The organism is Streptomyces sp. YS415 (assembly GCF_023544665.1).
In the GTDB taxonomy this organism is placed as follows: domain Bacteria; phylum Actinomycetota; class Actinomycetes; order Streptomycetales; family Streptomycetaceae; genus Streptomyces.
The window spans coordinates 1-17,931 of record NZ_JAMJFL010000063.1 but is presented as its reverse complement, the minus strand read 5'-3'; the positions used below and the strand labels follow the sequence as shown (position 1 = coordinate 17,931).

Annotated in this window: 14 protein-coding genes; 10 read left to right on the top strand and 4 right to left on the bottom strand. The window is 70.4% G+C overall.

The window, feature by feature from the left end:
* Positions 1-57 precede the first annotated feature (57 nt).
* Positions 58-837 carry a transcriptional repressor LexA gene (gene lexA / locus M8H82_RS35940; RefSeq protein ID WP_250079895.1) on the bottom strand — a complete coding sequence of 260 codons (780 nt, stop codon included), beginning with the start codon at positions 835-837 and terminating at the stop codon, positions 58-60.
* Between the two features lie 575 nt (positions 838-1,412).
* Here lexA and nrdR point away from each other — a divergent pair.
* Both nrdR and M8H82_RS35930 read left to right on the top strand, forming a co-directional pair.
* The gene (gene nrdR / locus M8H82_RS35935) at positions 1,413-1,961 is read left to right on the top strand and encodes a transcriptional regulator NrdR (RefSeq protein ID WP_250079893.1); all 549 of its coding nucleotides are present in this window, start codon (positions 1,413-1,415) and stop codon (positions 1,959-1,961) included.
* 167 nt (positions 1,962-2,128) lie between these two features.
* Complete coding sequence (locus M8H82_RS35930; protein ID WP_250079891.1) at positions 2,129-5,023, top strand: vitamin B12-dependent ribonucleotide reductase; 2,895 nt, start codon at positions 2,129-2,131, stop codon at positions 5,021-5,023.
* A gap of 67 nt (positions 5,024-5,090) precedes the next feature.
* Here the strand turns inward: M8H82_RS35930 and M8H82_RS35925 are convergent, their stop codons facing one another.
* A complete protein-coding gene (locus M8H82_RS35925) occupies positions 5,091-5,624 on the bottom strand; it encodes a TerD family protein (RefSeq protein ID WP_250079889.1) in 534 nt (177 codons plus the stop codon).
* A gap of 155 nt (positions 5,625-5,779) precedes the next feature.
* Here M8H82_RS35925 and M8H82_RS35920 point away from each other — a divergent pair, with 155 nt between their 5' ends.
* The 3 genes from M8H82_RS35920 (at position 5,780) to M8H82_RS35910 (ending at position 8,066) form a co-directional block, all read left to right on the top strand.
* A complete protein-coding gene (locus M8H82_RS35920) occupies positions 5,780-6,385 on the top strand; it encodes a YdbC family protein (protein WP_250079888.1) in 606 nt (201 codons plus the stop codon).
* A gap of 106 nt (positions 6,386-6,491) precedes the next feature.
* Entirely contained in the window at positions 6,492-7,151 is a 660-nt protein-coding gene (locus M8H82_RS35915; protein ID WP_250079886.1) for a histidine phosphatase family protein, read from the top strand.
* Positions 7,152-7,163: 12 nt separating this feature from the next.
* Positions 7,164-8,066 carry an ADP-ribosylglycohydrolase family protein gene (locus tag M8H82_RS35910; RefSeq protein WP_250079884.1) on the top strand — a complete coding sequence of 301 codons (903 nt, stop codon included), beginning with the start codon at positions 7,164-7,166 and terminating at the stop codon, positions 8,064-8,066.
* Between the two features lie 295 nt (positions 8,067-8,361).
* Here M8H82_RS35910 and M8H82_RS35905 read toward each other — a convergent pair whose 3' ends face one another.
* On the bottom strand, positions 8,362-9,909 hold the full coding sequence (locus M8H82_RS35905; RefSeq protein WP_250079881.1) for an MFS transporter: 1,548 nt from the start codon (positions 9,907-9,909) through the stop codon (positions 8,362-8,364).
* A 184-nt stretch (positions 9,910-10,093) separates the two neighbouring features.
* On the opposite strand from M8H82_RS35905, the gene M8H82_RS35900 reads away from it, so the two are divergent.
* The 3 genes from M8H82_RS35900 to M8H82_RS35890 all read left to right on the top strand — a co-directional run bounded on the left by M8H82_RS35900 (position 10,094) and on the right by M8H82_RS35890 (position 12,219).
* Positions 10,094-10,717 (top strand): TetR/AcrR family transcriptional regulator, encoded by a 624-nt coding sequence (locus M8H82_RS35900; protein WP_250079880.1) that lies wholly within the window; start codon positions 10,094-10,096, stop codon positions 10,715-10,717.
* Between the two features lie 93 nt (positions 10,718-10,810).
* The gene (locus M8H82_RS35895; protein ID WP_250079878.1) at positions 10,811-11,512 is read left to right on the top strand and encodes a ribonuclease HII; all 702 of its coding nucleotides are present in this window, start codon (positions 10,811-10,813) and stop codon (positions 11,510-11,512) included.
* Between the two features lie 68 nt (positions 11,513-11,580).
* Entirely contained in the window at positions 11,581-12,219 is a 639-nt protein-coding gene (locus M8H82_RS35890; protein ID WP_250079876.1) for a hypothetical protein, read from the top strand.
* A gap of 391 nt (positions 12,220-12,610) precedes the next feature.
* Here the strand turns inward: M8H82_RS35890 and M8H82_RS35885 are convergent, their stop codons facing one another.
* Positions 12,611-13,237, bottom strand: a complete 627-nt coding sequence (locus M8H82_RS35885) for a hypothetical protein (protein ID WP_250079874.1) — start codon at positions 13,235-13,237, stop codon at positions 12,611-12,613.
* A gap of 436 nt (positions 13,238-13,673) precedes the next feature.
* On the opposite strand from M8H82_RS35885, the gene M8H82_RS35880 reads away from it, so the two are divergent.
* Positions 13,674-15,833, top strand: a complete 2,160-nt coding sequence (locus tag M8H82_RS35880) for a RecQ family ATP-dependent DNA helicase (RefSeq protein WP_250079872.1) — start codon at positions 13,674-13,676, stop codon at positions 15,831-15,833.
* A gap of 96 nt (positions 15,834-15,929) precedes the next feature.
* Entirely contained in the window at positions 15,930-17,399 is a 1,470-nt protein-coding gene (locus M8H82_RS35875; protein ID WP_250079870.1) for a DUF4192 domain-containing protein, read from the top strand.
* Positions 17,400-17,931: the final 532 nt, after the last annotated feature.

The window sequence follows — 17,931 nt, the reverse complement described above, 5'->3', positions numbered from 1 at the left end:
GAACCGGCGCAGGGGTCCCGGGGCCCGGTCAGATCGGCGAGATCTGCCGCGCGGTGCTCACACGCGCCGCAGCACCGCCACAACCTTGCCGAGGATGGTCGCGTCGTCACCGGGGATCGGCTCGTACGCGGAGTTGTGCGGGAGAAGCCAGACGTGGCCGTCCTCGCGCTTGAAGCGCTTCACGGTGGCCTCGCCGTCGAGCATCGCGGCCACGATGTCGCCGTTCTCGGCGACGGGCTGACGGCGGACCGTGACCCAGTCGCCGTCGCAGATCGCGGCCTCGATCATCGAGTCACCGACGACCTTCAGGACGAACAGCTCACCGTCGCCGACCAGCTGCCGCGGGAGAGGGAAGACGTCCTCGACGGATTCCTCCGCGAGGATCGGACCGCCTGCGGCGATCCGGCCGACCAGCGGGACGTACGACGCGGCGGGCTTGCCGGCGGTGTCCGTCGGCTGCACGGAGGCGGCCTGGTCGGAGCCGCGCACCTCGTATGCGCGCGGGCGGTGCGGATCGCGCCGGAGGAAGCCCTTGCGCTCCAGCGCCATCAGCTGGTGTGCGACCGAGGAGGTGCTGGACAGGCCCACGGCCTGGCCGATCTCGCGCATCGACGGCGGGTAGCCGCGCCGCTGCACCGAGTCCCTGATCACCTCGATGACCCGGCGCTGCCGGTCGGTCAGCCCTGAGCTGTCTGCACGGATGCCTGGAGGTCGGCCCGGCAGGGAGCGCTTGTGCCCCTCGGGATTCGCGGCTTCGTTCATCGCATGCACCGGCTCGAGTCGGCCCTGGGAGCGGTCCTGGGCAGTGATGGTGGCACTGTCTGCGGTGGTGGTCACGTCGGCCCCTCTCGATGGTCTCCCTGCTGGACAACGGTAGTAGCTTTCGAAAGGTTGCGCCAAACACACGTTCGAGTGAAAAATCGCGCTTCACCTGACGTGATCATGTGTCTGGGTGTATAGCTGACGCGGCGCCTGGCGGACAAAAGGGTTCATTGCTGTACCCTTCACCGCCGGGGTGACGACCTCGCGGGTTGTTGCCCCAGTCTGCCATCCGGTACCCGGACGGCCGGGACCTGGCCCCCATCTGTGCGGGAGTCCCACGCCGCCTCCCTGTGGCGCTCACGGTATCTCCGCATGCGCCGTATCGGTACGGCTGTGCACGCCCGGGTCGCCGCGGCACTGCGGCCACCGGTGCGGCCCAGTGGGGCCGGTCGCCACAAGCGCGACACGCGTGCACGGCGTGTATGTATGAGCCAATCCCCACATCTAGTGGTTGGATTGCGGCAGCAGCCCAGAAGTTGTGGTCCCCCGGGTCTTCGGACTCCTGGCGATCGCCTATGCTGGGGGCTGCTTCGAGGGGCCCATGAGGCCCAGCGAGGCTATTGAGTCTGCTGTGAGGAGGGTTGGAGTTCATGCACTGCCCCTTCTGCAGGCACCCCGACAGCCGTGTGGTCGACAGTCGTACGACCGACGACGGCACGTCGATCCGCAGGCGCCGCCAGTGCCCTGACTGCTCCCGTCGTTTCACGACCGTGGAGACGTGCTCGCTCATGGTGGTGAAGCGGTCCGGAGTCACCGAGCCGTTCAGCCGTACCAAGGTCATCAACGGCGTGCGCAAGGCGTGCCAGGGGCGACCTGTCACCGAGGACGCACTCGCCCAGCTCGGCCAGCGGGTCGAGGAGGCGGTGCGGGCCACCGGGAGTGCCGAGCTGACCACCCACGACGTGGGGCTGGCCATACTCGGCCCGTTGCAGGAACTGGACCTCGTCGCCTACCTGCGATTTGCCTCCGTGTACCGGGCGTTCGATTCGCTGGAGGACTTCGAGGCCGCGATTGCGGAACTCAGGGAGACACGACGTCCCGGCGCCGACGACGATGACGCGCGCGCGGGGAGCCAGGAAGACGACAGCGGGCCCGGCGGGACGGCTCACGTCCCCGTGCCCGCCAAAGCCGCCGACTGACCGACGGACCGGATCCGGCATTCCAGGACGCCGGGTCCGGCCGTGCGGCGGCGACCGAAGACCTGTTGCGGGCGACAGCGCGAGATGCCCGCAACACCAGACAGAACACCGTGCCTCGGGAACATCGGGGCACTTCGGGGCGTTTTAGCCCGTACCAGGGAGGCGGCATGACAGAGACGGCGAGCGGTCCGGCACGAGGTTCCCGCGCCAAGGGCACCAAGGCGACCAAGGGCCTGCGCATCGAGCGCATCCACACCACCCCCGGCGTGCACCCGTACGACGAGGTCCAGTGGGAGCGCCGTGACGTCGTCATGACCAACTGGCGCGACGGCTCTGTGAACTTCGAACAGCGCGGCGTCGAGTTCCCCGACTTCTGGTCGGTGAACGCGGTCAACATCGTCACCAGCAAGTACTTCCGGGGTGCCGTCGGCACCCCGCAGCGCGAGGTGAGCCTCAGGCAGCTCATCGACCGGATCGTGAAGACGTACCGGAAGGCCGGTGAGGACTACAAGTACTTCGCCTCGCCCGCCGACGCCGAGATCTTCGAGCACGAGCTGGCCTACGCCCTCCTGCACCAGATCTTCAGCTTCAACAGCCCCGTCTGGTTCAACGTCGGCACGCCCCAGCCGCAGCAGGTCTCCGCCTGCTTCATCCTGTCCGTCGACGACTCCATGGAGTCGATCCTCGACTGGTACAAGGAAGAGGGCATGATCTTCAAGGGCGGCTCCGGCGCCGGCCTGAACCTCTCCCGCATCCGCTCCTCCAAGGAGCTGCTGTCCTCCGGCGGCAACGCCTCCGGCCCGGTCTCCTTCATGCGCGGCGCCGACGCCTCGGCCGGCACCATCAAGTCCGGCGGTGCCACCCGCCGCGCCGCCAAGATGGTCATCCTCGACGTCGACCACCCCGACATCGAGGACTTCATCCAGACCAAGGTCAAGGAAGAGGAGAAGATCCGCGCCCTGCGCGACGCGGGCTTCGACATGGACCTGGGCGGCGACGACATCACGTCCGTCCAGTACCAGAACGCCAACAACTCGGTCCGCGTGAACGACGCCTTCATGAAGGCGGTCGAGCAGGGCGGCAAGTTCGGCCTGACCTCGCGAATGACCGGTGAGGTCATCGAGGAGGTCGACGCCAAGTCCCTCTTCCGCAAGATGGCCGAGGCGGCCTGGGCCTGCGCCGACCCGGGCATCCAGTACGACGACACCATCAACCACTGGCACACCTGCCCGGAGTCCGGCCGGATCAACGGCTCGAACCCCTGCAGCGAGTACATGCACCTGGACAACACGTCCTGCAATCTCGCGTCGCTGAACCTGATGAAGTTCCTGAAGGACGACAACAAGGGCACCCAGTCCTTCGACGTCGAGCGCTTCGCCAAGGTCGTCGAGCTCGTCATCACCGCGATGGACATCTCCATCTGCTTCGCGGACTTCCCGACCCAGAAGATCGGCGAGAACACGCGCGCGTTCCGCCAGCTCGGCATCGGCTACGCCAACCTCGGCGCCCTGCTGATGGCGACCGGCCACGCCTACGACTCCGACGGCGGCCGCGCCCTCGCCGGTGCCATCACCTCCCTGATGACCGGCACCTCCTACCGGCGCTCCGCCGAGCTCGCCGCGGTCGTCGGCCCGTACGACGGCTACGCCCGCAACGCGCAGCCGCACCTGCGGGTCATGAAGCAGCACGCCGACGAGAACACCAAGGCCGTCCGCATGGACGACCTGGACACGCCGATCTGGGCCGCCGCCACGGAGGCCTGGCAGGACGTGCTGCGTCTCGGTGAGAAGAACGGTTTCCGTAACTCCCAGGCGTCCGTCATCGCCCCGACCGGCACCATCGGTCTGGCGATGTCCTGCGACACCACCGGCCTCGAGCCCGACCTCGCCCTGGTCAAGTTCAAGAAGCTGGTCGGCGGCGGCTCGATGCAGATCGTCAACGGCACCGTCCCGCAGGCCCTGCGCCGCCTGGGCTACCAGGAGGAGCAGATCGAGGCGATCGTCGCCCACATCGCCGAGCACGGCAATGTGATCGACGCTCCGGGCCTCAAGCACGAGCACTACGAGGTGTTCGACTGCGCCATGGGCGAGCGTTCCATCTCCGCGATGGGTCACGTCCGGATGATGGCCGCGATCCAGCCCTGGATCTCCGGCGCGCTCTCCAAGACGGTCAACCTGCCGGAGACGGCGACCGTCGAGGACGTCGAAGAGGTCTACTTCGAGGCCTGGAAGATGGGCGTCAAGGCGCTCGCCATCTACCGCGACAACTGCAAGGTCGGCCAGCCGCTCTCCGCGAAGACCAAGGACAAGGAGAAGGCCGAGGTCACGGAGAAGGCCGAGGCGACCATCCGCGAGGCGGTCGAGAAGGTCATCGAGTACCGCCCGGTCCGCAAGCGCCTCCCCAAGGGCCGCCCCGGCATCACCACGTCCTTCACGGTCGGTGGCGCCGAGGGCTACATGACGGCCAACTCCTACCCGGACGACGGTCTCGGCGAGGTCTTCCTGAAGATGTCGAAGCAGGGCTCGACCCTCGCGGGCATGATGGACGCCTTCTCCATCGCGGTCTCCGTCGGCCTCCAGTACGGCGTGCCGCTGGAGACGTACGTCTCGAAGTTCACCAACATGCGCTTCGAGCCGGCCGGCATGACGGACGACCCGGACGTGCGGATGGCGCAGTCGATCGTCGACTACATCTTCCGCCGCCTGGCGCTGGACTTCCTGCCCTTCGAGACGCGCTCCGCGCTCGGCATCCACTCCGCCGAGGAGCGTCAGCGCCACCTGGAGACCGGTTCGTACGAGCCGGCCGACGACGAGGTCGATGTCGAGGGCCTGGCCCAGTCGGCGCCGCGTGCCCAGGAGCTGAAGGCCGTTGTCACGCCCAAGGCCGAGGTCGAGGCGGCCAAGCCCGCGGCGCAGGAGGCCCACACCAGCGCCGAGCTGGTGGAGATGCAGCTGGGCATCCAGGCCGACGCCCCGCTCTGCTTCTCCTGCGGTACGAAGATGCAGCGGGCCGGTTCCTGCTACATCTGCGAGGGTTGCGGCTCGACCAGCGGTTGCAGCTGATCACCAGTCCTTGACGAGGAGGGGCGCCGACGGTGTGTCGGCGCCCCTCCTTCGTCATGCACGGGGATCAGGGCTGGTGAGCCTTGCCCATGTTCCGGGTGAAGGTGGCGGGGTCTTCCTCGAAGCCGTGGATACCGGGGTGGAAGTCCCAGGTGCCGTCCTCCTGGCGGGCGAACTCCGCGACCGTGGCCGCCGTAGCGCCGAGGACGCTGCCGAAGTCGTCCGTGGCCAGGTCGTTGTAGCCCTCGCGGATGCGCAGGCCCGGGCTGGTCACGCTGACGAAGGTGCGCCGTGCGGACCGCTGCTGGATGACGACGCCGACCACCACGCGCGCGTAGCGGCTGTCGAGGCGGTCGAGCTCCACCGTCATGACCTCGTCCCAGCCGAACCCCTTGCCGTCGTGGCTGTCGCGGTTGAGATAGATGGTGCCGTCGGGGGACCGGCTGTCGAAGTGCACGACGAACACCGGATCACCGTACGGATCGCTCGCCAGGTAGGCACCCGCGACCAGATCCAGATCGGTCGGCGGCTGCCCCGCCGGACTCGGGTCCCACCTGAGTGAGATCTCGACCTTCCGGATCCCCTTGCTGAGGCCGTTCAACAGACTCCCCTTCCCCGTTCGCCATGCGCCTGCGGCCCGAACTGCCCGACTGACAAGGCCGATTGCCCATCCTGCCACGCGCGCGGGGGCCCTCGCGGGGGAGCACTCGCCGCGAGGGCGGACTGCGCCACGCTCCCTGGCCTTACCATGGCGCGGTGCTGGTCAAGTGGATTCGCTGCACCGTGGTGGACCGCCGCGGGTTCGAGCGCGGGCAGCGAAAGTGGGCGGGGCTTCTGGGGGAGCCGGGGTTTCGGGGGCAGGGCGGTGGTTGGAGCCGGAGCCGGCCGGGGGTGGCGCACATCGTCGCCTTCTGGGAGAGCCGCGCCTTCTACGACTCCTTCATGGCCCGCTCCCACGACCGGCTGGCCACGTCCCAGTCGGGAACGTTCAAGGATGCCCAGGTCAAGCTCTTCGACCACCGGTTCGACGTGAAGACCGGCTTCGAGCCGCGTTTCACCGACGCCGACCTGCTGCGCGTCGCGCACTGCCGGGTCCACGAGGAACGTGCCGAGCACTTCACGCTGATGCAGGAGAAGGTCTGGAACCCGGCGATGGCCGGCTCACCCGGCATGGTCCGCGGGTTGTTCGGCGAGGCACCCGGCCATGAGTTCCTCGTCCTGTCGATGTGGCTGTCCGCCGCCGAGCACGGCAAATACCGGGCCGAACGCATCGAGCGGCTGGCCCTGCGGGCCCAGACCGAGGCGGACGTCGCCGCTCTCACCGGCGACATCGTGCAGCTGGAACCGTCCTGGACGGTGTGATCATCACGGCACAAGCCGGAAGGATCACACCCGGAAATGTGTGACCTACGCCGTATGGAGCCCGTACGAGTGCTCGATCGGCCGTCACCCGATCTAGGGTTTTGGCATGGCACGACCACGGCGCATCGTTCTTGTCCGGCACGGCGAATCAACCGGCAATGTTGATGACACCGTGTACGAACGCGAACCCGACCACGCGCTGGCCCTCACCGAGCAGGGCTGGCGGCAGGCGGAGGAGACGGGCAAACGGCTGCGCGAGGTGTTCGGCCGCGAGCGGGTCAGCGTGTACGTCTCCCCCTACCGCCGTACGCACGAGACGCTGCGCGCCTTCCACCTGGACCCCGAGCTCATACGCGTCCGGGAGGAGCCGCGCCTGCGCGAGCAGGACTGGGGGAACTGGCAGGACAGCGACGACGTCCGCCTGCAGAAGGCCTACCGGGACGCCTACGGGCACTTCTTCTACCGCTTCGCCCAGGGTGAGTCCGGCGCCGATGTGTACGACCGGGTCGGCGGTTTCCTGGAGAGCCTGTACCGCAGCTTCGAGGCCCCCGACCACCCGCCGAACGTACTGCTGGTGACCCATGGCCTCGCCATGCGCCTGTTCTGCATGCGGTGGTTCCACTGGACGGTCGCGGACTTCGAGTCGCTGGCGAATCCGGGGAACGCTGAGATGCGGATGCTCGTTCTGGGGGACGACGGCAAGTACGCGCTTGACCGTCCCTTCGAACGCTGGCGAGATCCGGAACCGTACGGAATCACCGGATAGAGTGGCAGAGCGATGACCGCTGATTCCTCACCCGACGGGCGCCTGGCCCGCGCCCTTGCCAGCCTGCGCGGACTGTCGGTGGGAGACGCGCTGGGCTCCCAGTTCTTCGTCCCCGCCAACTACCCGCTGCTCAAGTGCCGTGAACTGCCGGCCGGCCCCTGGCAATGGACCGACGACACGGAGATGGCCTGCTCCGTCGTCGCGGTCCTCGCCGCCCACCACCGCATCGACCAGGACGCGCTGGCCCGCTCCTTCGCCGAGCACCACGACTTCGACCGCGGCTACGGCCCCGCGACGAACCGCCTGCTGCGGCTGGTCCGCGAGGGCGGCGACTGGCGCGAGCTGTCTTCCGCGCTCTTCAAGGGGCTGGGCTCCTGGGGCAACGGCGCGGCGATGCGGATCGCGCCCCTCGGGGCCTGGTACGCGGACGATCCCGAGCAGGCCACCCACCAGGCGGAGATCTCGGCGTATCCCACGCATCAGCATCGTGAGGCCGTCGTGGGTGCCATGGCCGTCGCGGCGGCAGCGGCGCTGGCCGCCGCCCCGGGCGGTCCGCCTACCGCCGAGGCGCTGCTCGACGGGGTGATCGCGCTGGTTCCGAAGAGCGCGGTCGGGGCCGGGCTGCGCCGGGCGCGCGACATGCTGGACTACGGCGACGCCGCCACCGTCGCCGCCGTGCTGGGCTGCGGTCGACGGACGACGGCCCATGACACCGTGCCCTTCGCGCTCTGGTCGGCCGCGCGCTCCCTCGGTGACTACGAGCAGGCGTTCTGGACCACCGCGCAGGTCGGTGGCGACATGGACACCACGTGCGCCATCGTCGGCGGGGTGCTCGCCGGGGGCAAGGCGGGTACTCCGCCGTCGGAGTGGGTGGAGCGGACCGAGGCGCTGCCCGACTGGGTTCCGGCGGTTTGAGGGAGCCCGCTTCCCCGCCTTCGCGGCAGCTTCAGAACTCTCCGTGAAGCACAGGAACTCTCTGTGACCGCTGGCGCGTTCTTCTGGCATCGGTTGTGCGACGCACGGGCTCGTGTGTGGTCCACGGGTACGTCCGGCCGGAGGCGCGACGGGGATACGGGGGGTGGACATGTACGCAGTGTTGTCGATGCTGCTGCGGTTGCTGGGGCGGGTGCGGATGACCGGGCCGTCGCCCTCGCCGTCGGTCCCCCGGGCGAGGTCCGGCCATCCGCGGTCCCAGGCGGTTCTGGCAGGATCAACCGGCCATCGGACCCGCCGTGCCGGCCAGGGCCTCCAGGTCGCTCTTGCGGACCTTGATCACCAGCCAGGCGGTGGCAAGGGCCAGGACACCCATGGCGGCGGCCGCCACGAAGCCCATGGAGATGCCCTGAGCGAGCACCTCGTGCCCCCAGGGGCCGGGCAGCTGGTGCGTCTCGGCGAACTGCGCCTTCTGCTCCGGCGAGGCTTCAGCCATGAACTGCGGCAGCTGCTTCTCCGCTTCCTCCCTGCTGGCCGAGCCGAACACCGTGGTCAGGATGGACAGACCGAGCGCCCCGCCCACCTGCTGCGTGGTGTTGAGCAGTCCGGAGGCCGCGCCGGCCTCGTGCTGGGCGACCCCGGAGACGGCCGTGATCGTCAGCGTCACGAAGTTCAGTCCCATGCCCAGGCCGAACAGGAGCATCGGTCCCAGCACTCCGCCCACGTAGGAGCTGTCGGCGCTGATCAAGGCCTGCCAGGCAAGTCCGATCACGACGAGCGTCGAGCCGGTGACCATGAAGGGCTTCGGGCCCAGCACCGGCAGGAACCGCTGGGACAGGCCCGCGCCGATGGCGATCACCACGGTCACCGGCAGGAAGGCCAGACCTGCCTCGATCGGGGTGTACCCCAGCACGTTCTGCACGAAGAGCACGATGTAGAAGAACATGCCGAACATCGCCGCAGCCAGGCTCAGCATGATCACGTAGGTGCCGGAGCGGTTGCGGTCGGCGAACATCCGCAGGGGAGTGATCGGCTCCTTGGCCCGCCGCTCGATGAACGCGAAGGCCAGCAGCAGAACCACCGCCGCGACGAAGGAACCGATGGTCAGACTGTCCCGCCAGCCCTCGTCGGCCGCCCGGATGAACCCGTACACGAGGGACGCCATGCCCAGCGTGGAGGTCATCGCGCCCGTGATGTCGAAGCGGCCGGTGTGCCGTTCGGACTCGTTGATGTAGAGCGGGGTGAGGACGGCGATCAGGATGCCGATCGGCACGTTGACGAAGAGCACCCACCGCCAGTCGAGCCATTCGGTGAGCATGCCGCCGGCGAGCAGTCCGATGGCGCCGCCGCCCGCCGAGACCGCGGCGAAGACGCCGAACGCCCGGTTGCGTTCCGGGCCTTCGGGGAACGTCGTGGTGATGAGCGCCAGCGAGGTCGGCGACGCGATGGCGCCGCCCACGCCCTGGAGCACGCGCGCTGCCAGCAACTGCCATGGTTCCTGAGCGAGTCCGCCGAGCAGCGAGGCGAAGGTGAACAGCAGAATGCCGGTCATGAAGACCCGGCGGCGGCCGAGGATGTCACCGGCCCGGCCACCGAGCAGGAGCAGACCGCCGAAGGTCAGCGTGTAGGAGCTGACGACCCAGGTGAGGTCGGTGGTGCTGAACTTGAGGGCGTCTTGAATGTGCGGGAGTGCGATGTTCACAATCGTCGCGTCGAGGACCACCATGAGTTGGCAGGCCGCGATGACGGCGAGTGCGATGCCGGGACGGCCCTGCCTGCGGGCCGCTCCTGGTTGCTGGTTGGACGTCAACTGAGAGGTTGTCACGATGGGTCCCCCACAAAGGCCTTAGTGAACGCTCGCGTTCACTGTCGCGTCAACGGTAGTGAGTCCCCTGTAGTGAACGCAAGCGTTCACTTAGCTTGTCGCCGCGCGGCGTTCCCCCTGTCGCTGCCGCGCGGTCTGGCTGAATCCCCCGCAACACCCGCTCCCTTGTTCGCTGGAGACGCTGATGGTTACCTCGCGCTGGACGGCCGCCCCCGCTCAGGCGGTCTCGATGCGTCGGCGCGGCGCCGTGCTCGAACGCGCGATCCTCGACGCCACGCTGGAACAGCTCAGTACGGTCGGCTGGAACGGCCTGACGATGGAGGGCGTCGCCGCCGGCGCCCAGACGGGCAAGGCGGCGGTCTACCGCCGCTGGCCGTCCAAGGAGGACCTGGTCGCCGACGCGTTGCAGGCCGGGCTGCCGCGGATCGAAGCGGTGCCCGACCTCGGCAGCGTGCGCGACGACCTGCTCGCGCTGTGCCGCATGGCGCGGGACGCCATGTACTCGCGCCCCGGTTTCGCCCTCCGTGCGGTCATTCACGAATGCGACCAGATCCAGGCGGAGCGGTTCCACAGTGTGATCTACGACGGTGTCGTGGAGCCCACCCTCAAGCTGATCCGCGAGGTCATCACCCGTGGAATAGAGCGGGGCGAGGTGCGCTCAGCCGCCGCCAACGGATGCGTCTTCGACGCGATCCCGGCCATGATGATGTACCGCTCCAAGATGCGCGGAAGTGAATGGGACGATGCTGAACTGGCGGAGCTGATCGATCAGCTGATGATGCCGGCCCTCCGGCCGAGCGGGGATTGAGCGAGGGCTGAGCCGCTGGGAAGGGGCGCCTGGAGCAGTCAGGGGAAACCGGGGTACCGCCGGGTGATCCGGGCGGCGTACGCTAAGGGCGCCATGCCGTACGAACCACCTACTCACACCGTCGAGCGCTCACTCCGCGCCACGACCGGAGCGAAGATCATTGCCGGTGTCGACGAGGTGGGGCGCGGCGCCTGGGCCGGCCCCGTCACCGTCTGCGCGGCGATCACCGGACTGCGCCGGCCCCCCGACGGGCTCACCGACTCCAAGCTCCTCACGCTCAAGCGACGCACCGAGCTGGCCGTGGTGCTGCGGACGTGGGTGACGTCGTACGCCCTGGGGCACGCCTCGCCGGAGGAGATCGACGATCTCGGGATGACGGCCGCGCTGCGGCTGGCCGCGGTGCGCGCCCTGGAGGCGCTGCCGGTCCGTCCCGACGCGGTGATCCTCGACGGCAAGCACAACTACCTCGGGGACCCCTGGAAGGTCCGCACGGTGATCAAGGGTGACCAGTCCTGTGTGGCGGTCGCGGCGGCTTCGGTGATCGCCAAGGTTCAGCGCGACAAAATGATGGCCGAACTGGGTATCGACCATGCAGACTTCGGTTTTGCGGACAATGCCGGGTATCCGTCGCCCGTGCACAAGGCCGCACTGGAGGAGCGGGGACCCACCCCGCACCACCGCTTGTCGTGGGCGTATCTTGATGCGCTGCCCCAGTGGCAGCACCTCAAGAAGGTCCGCAGGTGGGCGGAGCGGAGTGTTCCGGAAATCGAGGGTCAGCTCGGCTTCGATTTCTGACCTCCCTGTTCGCACTCATGTGCCACCCGTTCACGTGAGCCGCACCAACGTTTGATAAATAACAGCCCATGCCTCTCATTCCCGAGGAGCCTCAGATTCACGAGAGTGCCCAGGGTCCCCGCGCCACACCGGCCAGTGGCCGCACCGCGCCGACCCCACGCCCCGTACCCGGTCCGCGTCCCGCGGCTCCGTCGCGTCCCGGCCGTCCCGGGCCCCCGCGGCCCACGGCGCCGGCGCAACGCACCCCCCGTGACCTGCCCGCGGCCAAGCCAGGACCGGCCGGTCCGGCTGCCCCCGTCCCCGCACCGGCTGCGGCGACTCCGCAGATCCAGCTGATCCCGGCCTCGGCCCAGGGCGCGCTGGACGCTGCCGAGGAAGCCGTCGACCTGCTGCTGGAGTCGGGCCGTGCCCCAGGTGACGTCCTGGTGATCACCACCGGCGAGCAGCACCCGTGGGCCGCCCACGAGCTGTCCTTCGGCGAAACCTCCTACTGGGCCCAGCACGACGCGGGCGACGACGTCTTCTACACGGACGCCGCCGCCGCGGGCCGTGCGGCCTCGCGCCCCGTCGTCGTGGTCGCCGTCAATGGCGGATCCGACACCGCTGCCGCCACTGCCCTGCCGCTGGCCCTCGGCCGGGCCGGCGCCCTGCTGATCGTCTGCGGCGACCCGCAGCAGATCAACTCGGTGCTGGGCGCGGGCGTCTGACCCGCCTCCGGTCCTCCGGAGGCGGGTCCGCCGGGGTTGCCGCCGCGGAGGCGCGGCGGTTGTCGGCACGGTGCGGACTTCGGCGTGCGCGTGTGAGGGCTCGCTCGGTGCCAGTCGTCGCCTCGGGTCTTCCGGGTAGGCGTGTCGTGCGGGGACCTTGGAGTCCGGCGTCCTGGGGGCGTGTGAGGGCGTAGGCGGCCTAAGGGTCTGTGAGGCCCGCTGCAGGTGGAGCGCCTGCGAGGGCCGCTGCCGGCGGAGGACTGCGTGTGTGGGCCGCTGCCGGCGCAGGACTGCGTGGGCCGCTGCCGGCAGAGGATCTGCGAGAGGTGCTGCCGACGGAGTGCCTGCGAGAGTCGCTGCCGGCGGAGGAACGTTCCGTCGTCGGGGTGGCTCAGCGGGCCGCCGCGCGGCGCAGCAGTTCCGAGGCGCCGCCGCCGGTGCGGGGGAGCGGGGGCGGTGACTCGGAGGTGGCGAACGGCTCCGGTATGGAGTCGACGCTGGGGCGACGGCCGCCGCGCCCTTCGCCGAGGACCTGCCAGCCGTCGCGGGTCAGTGTGATGTACGCGCCGCAGCGCAGGCCGTGCAGGGTGCAGGCATCCCGCAGGCCCCACATCCACGCTCCGTCCTCCGGCGTCCAACGCGCGTCGCCGTCACGGCAGTAGAGCAGCACGGCGGTGCGCACGGGAGTGCGGCGGCGCAGGTCGTGCGGGATGACCCGGCGTAGCTGGTCGAGCAGGACGTTGCGGAACAGCCAGCCGTCGGCCGGGGCCGGCCGGCGGGTGAACGAGGCGCTGGCCCGCAGCCGCTCGTCCGGGTCCAGGACGGCCACGATCGCCGTCGCGGGCCGGGGGTGGTGCCGGGAGTGCAGGCCGCTGACGACCTCGCGGGGATCGCGCAGCAGGGGGATTCCGGCGGCGGCCCACTCCGCCGGCTCCAGCACGCGGCCCAGCGGGGCGGCGGACGGATCGTTGGAGGTCGACGTGGATGCCGCGGGGGACGGAGCGAATCCGAAGGTCACGGTCCTCCCTTCGGCTACGCGCCCACACTGCGGGCGGGGTGGAATCGGGGGAGCGCGCACCGCGACGGAGCCCTGCCGGACCACGGGCGAGCCGTGCGGGGAGCGGACTTCAATTCTTCCTGTCGAACTGGGTTGCGGCAACGAGCAATTGGGGCGGCCGACCGATATGGGACGGCGTGCGTCTTATATCCCTACCCATTGCGTCACCTGGTGACGCGTGGGGTGCGGCGCTCTTTGGAGGTGAGGGGGCGCGGGGCGGCGGAACGGCCGGGTCCGCGCGCCGTGCGACGGCACGGGCGTGCTGGTCACGAGCCTGGGGCGACGCGACGGCCGTGGCCACCGAGCGGTGATCCTGCGGCACGCGCGCGGGGCGGTGCGGGCGACCGGGCCGCGGCTGCGGTGGCTGACTGTCAGTGCCATCGGGTTGCATGGGGGTATGGACGAACTGGAACTCCGCGCCGAAGCCGATGCCATCCTCGGTCAGCTGGTCGGCGACCCGGACAGAGCGGCCCGCCTGCGGGAGGACCAGTGGCAGGCAGTCGCCGCCCTGGTGCGCGAGCACCGGCGCGCCCTGGTGGTGCAGCGCACCGGCTGGGGCAAGTCGGCGGTCTACTTCGTCGCCACCGCCCTGCTGCGCAAGCGCGGCGCGGGTCCCACGGTGATCGTCTCGCCGCTGCTGGCGCTGATGCGCAACCAGGTCGAGGCGGCGGGGCGGGCCGGCATCCGCGCGCGCACGATCAACTCGGCCAACCCGGAGGAGTGGGACAACATCCAGGAGGAAGTCGAACGCGGCGAGACCGACGTGCTCCTGGTGAGCCCGGAGCGCCTCAACTCCGTCGACTTCCGCGACCAGATGCTGCCCAAGCTGGCGGCCACGACCGGTCTGCTGGTCGTCGACGAGGCGCACTGCATCTCCGACTGGGGACACGACTTCCGCCCGGACTACCGCAGGCTCCGGGCGATGCTCGCCGAGCTCGCCCCCGGCGTCCCCGTGCTCGCCACCACCGCGACGGCCAACGCGCGCGTGACGGCCGACGTCGCCGAACAGCTGGGGACCGGCGCCGGCGAGGCCCTGGTGCTGCGCGGCCCGCTGGAGCGGGAAAGTCTGCGCCTGGGCGTGGTCCAACTGCCCGACGCCGCCCACCGGCTGGGCTGGCTGGCCGAGCACCTGGACGATCTGTCCGGGTCCGGGATCATCTACGCCCTCACCGTGGCCGCGGCCGAGGAGGCCACCGCCTTCCTGCGGCAGCGTGGCTTCGCCGTCGCCTCCTACACGGGGCGCACGGAGAACGCGGACCGGCTCCAGGCCGAGGAGGACCTGCTGGCGAACCGGGTGAAGGCGCTGGTGGCGACCTCGGCGCTCGGCATGGGCTTCGACAAGCCCGACCTGGGCTTCGTGGTGCACCTCGGCTCCCCGTCCTCGCCCATCGCCTACTACCAGCAGGTCGGACGGGCGGGCCGAGGAGTCGCCCACGCCGACGTCCTGCTGCTGCCGGGCAAGGAGGACGAGGCCATCTGGCGCTACTTCGCCGACACCGCCTTCCCGCCCGAGACCCAGGTCCGCCAGACCCTCTCGGCCCTCGCCGGCGCCGGGCGCCCCCTGTCCGTACCCGCACTGGAGGCGGCCGTGGACCTACGGCGCAGCCGCCTGGAGACCATGCTGAAGGTGCTGGACGTCGACGGCGCGGTGAAGCGGGTCAAGGGCGGCTGGATCGCCACCGGAGCCGACTGGGTGTACGACACCGAGCGCTACGCCCGGGTCGCGCACCAGCGGGCAGTCGAACAGCAGGCCATGCGCGAGTACGCGAGCACGACCGGCTGCCGGATGGAGTTCCTGCGGCGCCAGCTGGACGACGAGGGCGCGACCGCGTGCGGCCGCTGCGACAACTGCGCGGGGCCCTGGGCCGATCCCACGGTCACGGCGGAGGCGCTGACGGGGGCGGTCAAGGAACTGGACCGCCCCGGGGTGGAGGTCGAACCGCGCCGGATGTGGCCCACGGGGATGCCCGCCTTGGGCATCGAGCTCAAGGGCCGTATCCCCGCTGGAGAACAGTGCTCCACCGGACGCGCCCTGGGCCGCCTCTCGGACATCGGCTGGGGCAACCGCCTGCGGCCACTGCTGGCCGAGAACGCGCAGGACGGCCCGGTCCCCGACGACGTCCTGCGTGCGGCGGTGTCCGTGCTCGCCGACTGGGCGCGGTCTCCGGGCGGTTGGGCGTCGGGCACGGCGGACGCCCCGGCCCGTCCGGTGGGAATCGTCGCGGTGCCGTCCCTGACCCGCCCGCAATTGGTGGGCACGCTGGCCCAGGGCATCGCCGACATCGGGCGGCTGCCGTTCCTCGGCGCGCTGACCTATACGGGGCCGGGTGGCACGCATGCGGTGCGGCGCAGCAACTCCGCGCAACGGCTGAGGGCACTGTCCGGCGCGTTCAGCGTGTCCGGAGAGCTGGCGGAGGCGTTGGCCAGCTCTCCTGGGCCCGTGCTGCTCGTGGACGACTACACGGACTCCGGCTGGACTCTGGCGGTCGCGGCCCGTCTGCTGCGGCGGGCGGGGAGCGGGGAGGTTCTTCCGCTGGTGCTGGCCGCGGCGGGCTGAGGTCGCGTCGGCCGGTCCCGATGCAATTGCCATGAACCTGCTCGGAGTTATCCACAGGCTCAAGCGGAGATTCGCAATCCGCGAGATCGTCAGGGCATGACGAATCACGGCGAAAACGCTGGAAACGCTGGAAACTCTGAGAACGCCGACATCGTGGGGCACGAGACTCGCCCCACCGAACAACTCGACTGCACCGCTTACGAAAACCACGGTGGCGACCGGCAGGTCACCCTGCGCACCCCCGCCGAGCTGGCCGACGCCCTGCCGTACCTGCTCGGATACCGGCCCGAGGACAGCATCGTGCTGGTCGCCCTGCAGGACCGCGACGGCCGCGGCCGCTTCGGCGGGCGAGCCCGGCTCGGCATCCCCACCAACCCGGACGACTGGCCCTCCGCAGCACGACAGTTGGCCCAGGGACTCGTCACCGGCAGCGAACGCCGGGGTGCCCGGCCCGAGCAGATGGTGGCCTACGTCTGCAAGGAGCCGGAACCGGGCGAGACCGGCCGACAGGTCATGGAGCGTCTACGGCCGCTGGCCCAGAAGCTGCGCACCGAGTGCGGCCACCTCGACGTACCCGTGATCGAGGCCCTCTGCATCTCCGAGGGCCGCTGGTGGTCCTACTGCTGCGGGAACGAGGTCTGCTGCCCCTCCGGCGGCACCCCGATGGGTCTGCCCGGCACCTCGGTGCTGGCCGCGGCCGCCACCTACGCCGGACTCCAGGTCCGCGGCACCCTGCGTGAACTGCGGGCCCGGCTGTTCCCCTGGGAGGCTCCGGCCGCCGTCCTGGAACAGGAGATCGCCCTGGACACCGCCGGCATGGCACTGGTCCCCAGGATCCTCGACGAGTCGAGCCGCGGGGACGTCGCCGAGGAGACCCTGACACTGGCCGGGCGGATCATGGAACGCCTCGCCGAGGCACCCCCCGTCTCCGGCACCCTCACCGCGGACCTCCGCGACGACCAACTGCTCACCCATGACGAAGCGGCCCAGCTCATCCTCGGCCTCCAGGACCGCACCACGCGCGATCGTGCCGCCGAGTGGATGGAGGGCGACGAAGCGCCCCTCGCCCTGCGCCTGTGGCGAGCACTGGCCCGCCGCTGCGTCGGCCCCTACGGCGAGCACGCCGCGGCACCGCTCACCCTCACCGGCTGGGTCGCCTGGTCCACCGGCGACGAGCTGGAGGCCCGCGAGGCCCTCGCCATGGCCCTTGGCGCCGACCCCGACTACCTCTTCGCCCGCCTCCTGCACCAGGCCTGCAACGAGGGACTCGACCCGGAGTCCATCCGCCGCTGTCTGCGCGCGGCACGCACCGACGGACGCACCGACGGATCCCCCGAGCCGACCCCCGCCGAGCCGACCCGCAAACACCGTGCTCGAGCTGCTGCCTCGGCCGCTGGGCGCTCCTCGGGACCCGCAGGCAGGGCCGGCCGCCGCCCCGGGAACAGGGTGCCGGGTCCTCGCACCCCGGTCAGCGGCACGCATCCCGGCCCGGGCCGAAAGCCCCGCACCACACGAGCCCAGGGGAAGCGACGCGACGCGAGCACGGAGACGGAGGGGGAGTCGTGATCAGGAGGGACGTGGACGCGAGGGCTCCTGAGACGGACGGGGAGTCGTACTCAAACGCGACGCGCACACTAGGGCCGACTCGGAAGCCATGACTGCGAGCGACGTGGACGCCGGGACCGAGGAAAAGCCGTGACCAAGAGCCACACCCACCCCAGCCACCCCCATTCGGCCGCCCGAGCGTGACTCCCAGGAGCGTCCCCCCGTTCACCTGAGTGGCGGAACACCCCCACCCGCCGTGCCGCCGACCTGCCCGGGTACCCCCGGATCCCCCTCCCGGCGCCGAAGACCCGAGGCCCACAGAGCGCAGAGGAAGCCGCCCCATGCACCAGCCGACTCCGCCCTCCACCGCCGACCACAGCCGCCCACCCGCAGCCCGTCCACCGGTAGCTCGCCCGCCCGAACCCCCCTCCGGCCCGGGCCACCACACACCACTGCCCGACCCCGCCGCCGCGCCCGGAGGCGGCCCCCGACAGCCGGTCGGCCCGCCCCAGGGCGGCCCCACACAACCGGCCGCCGCACCCGAGAGCGGCCC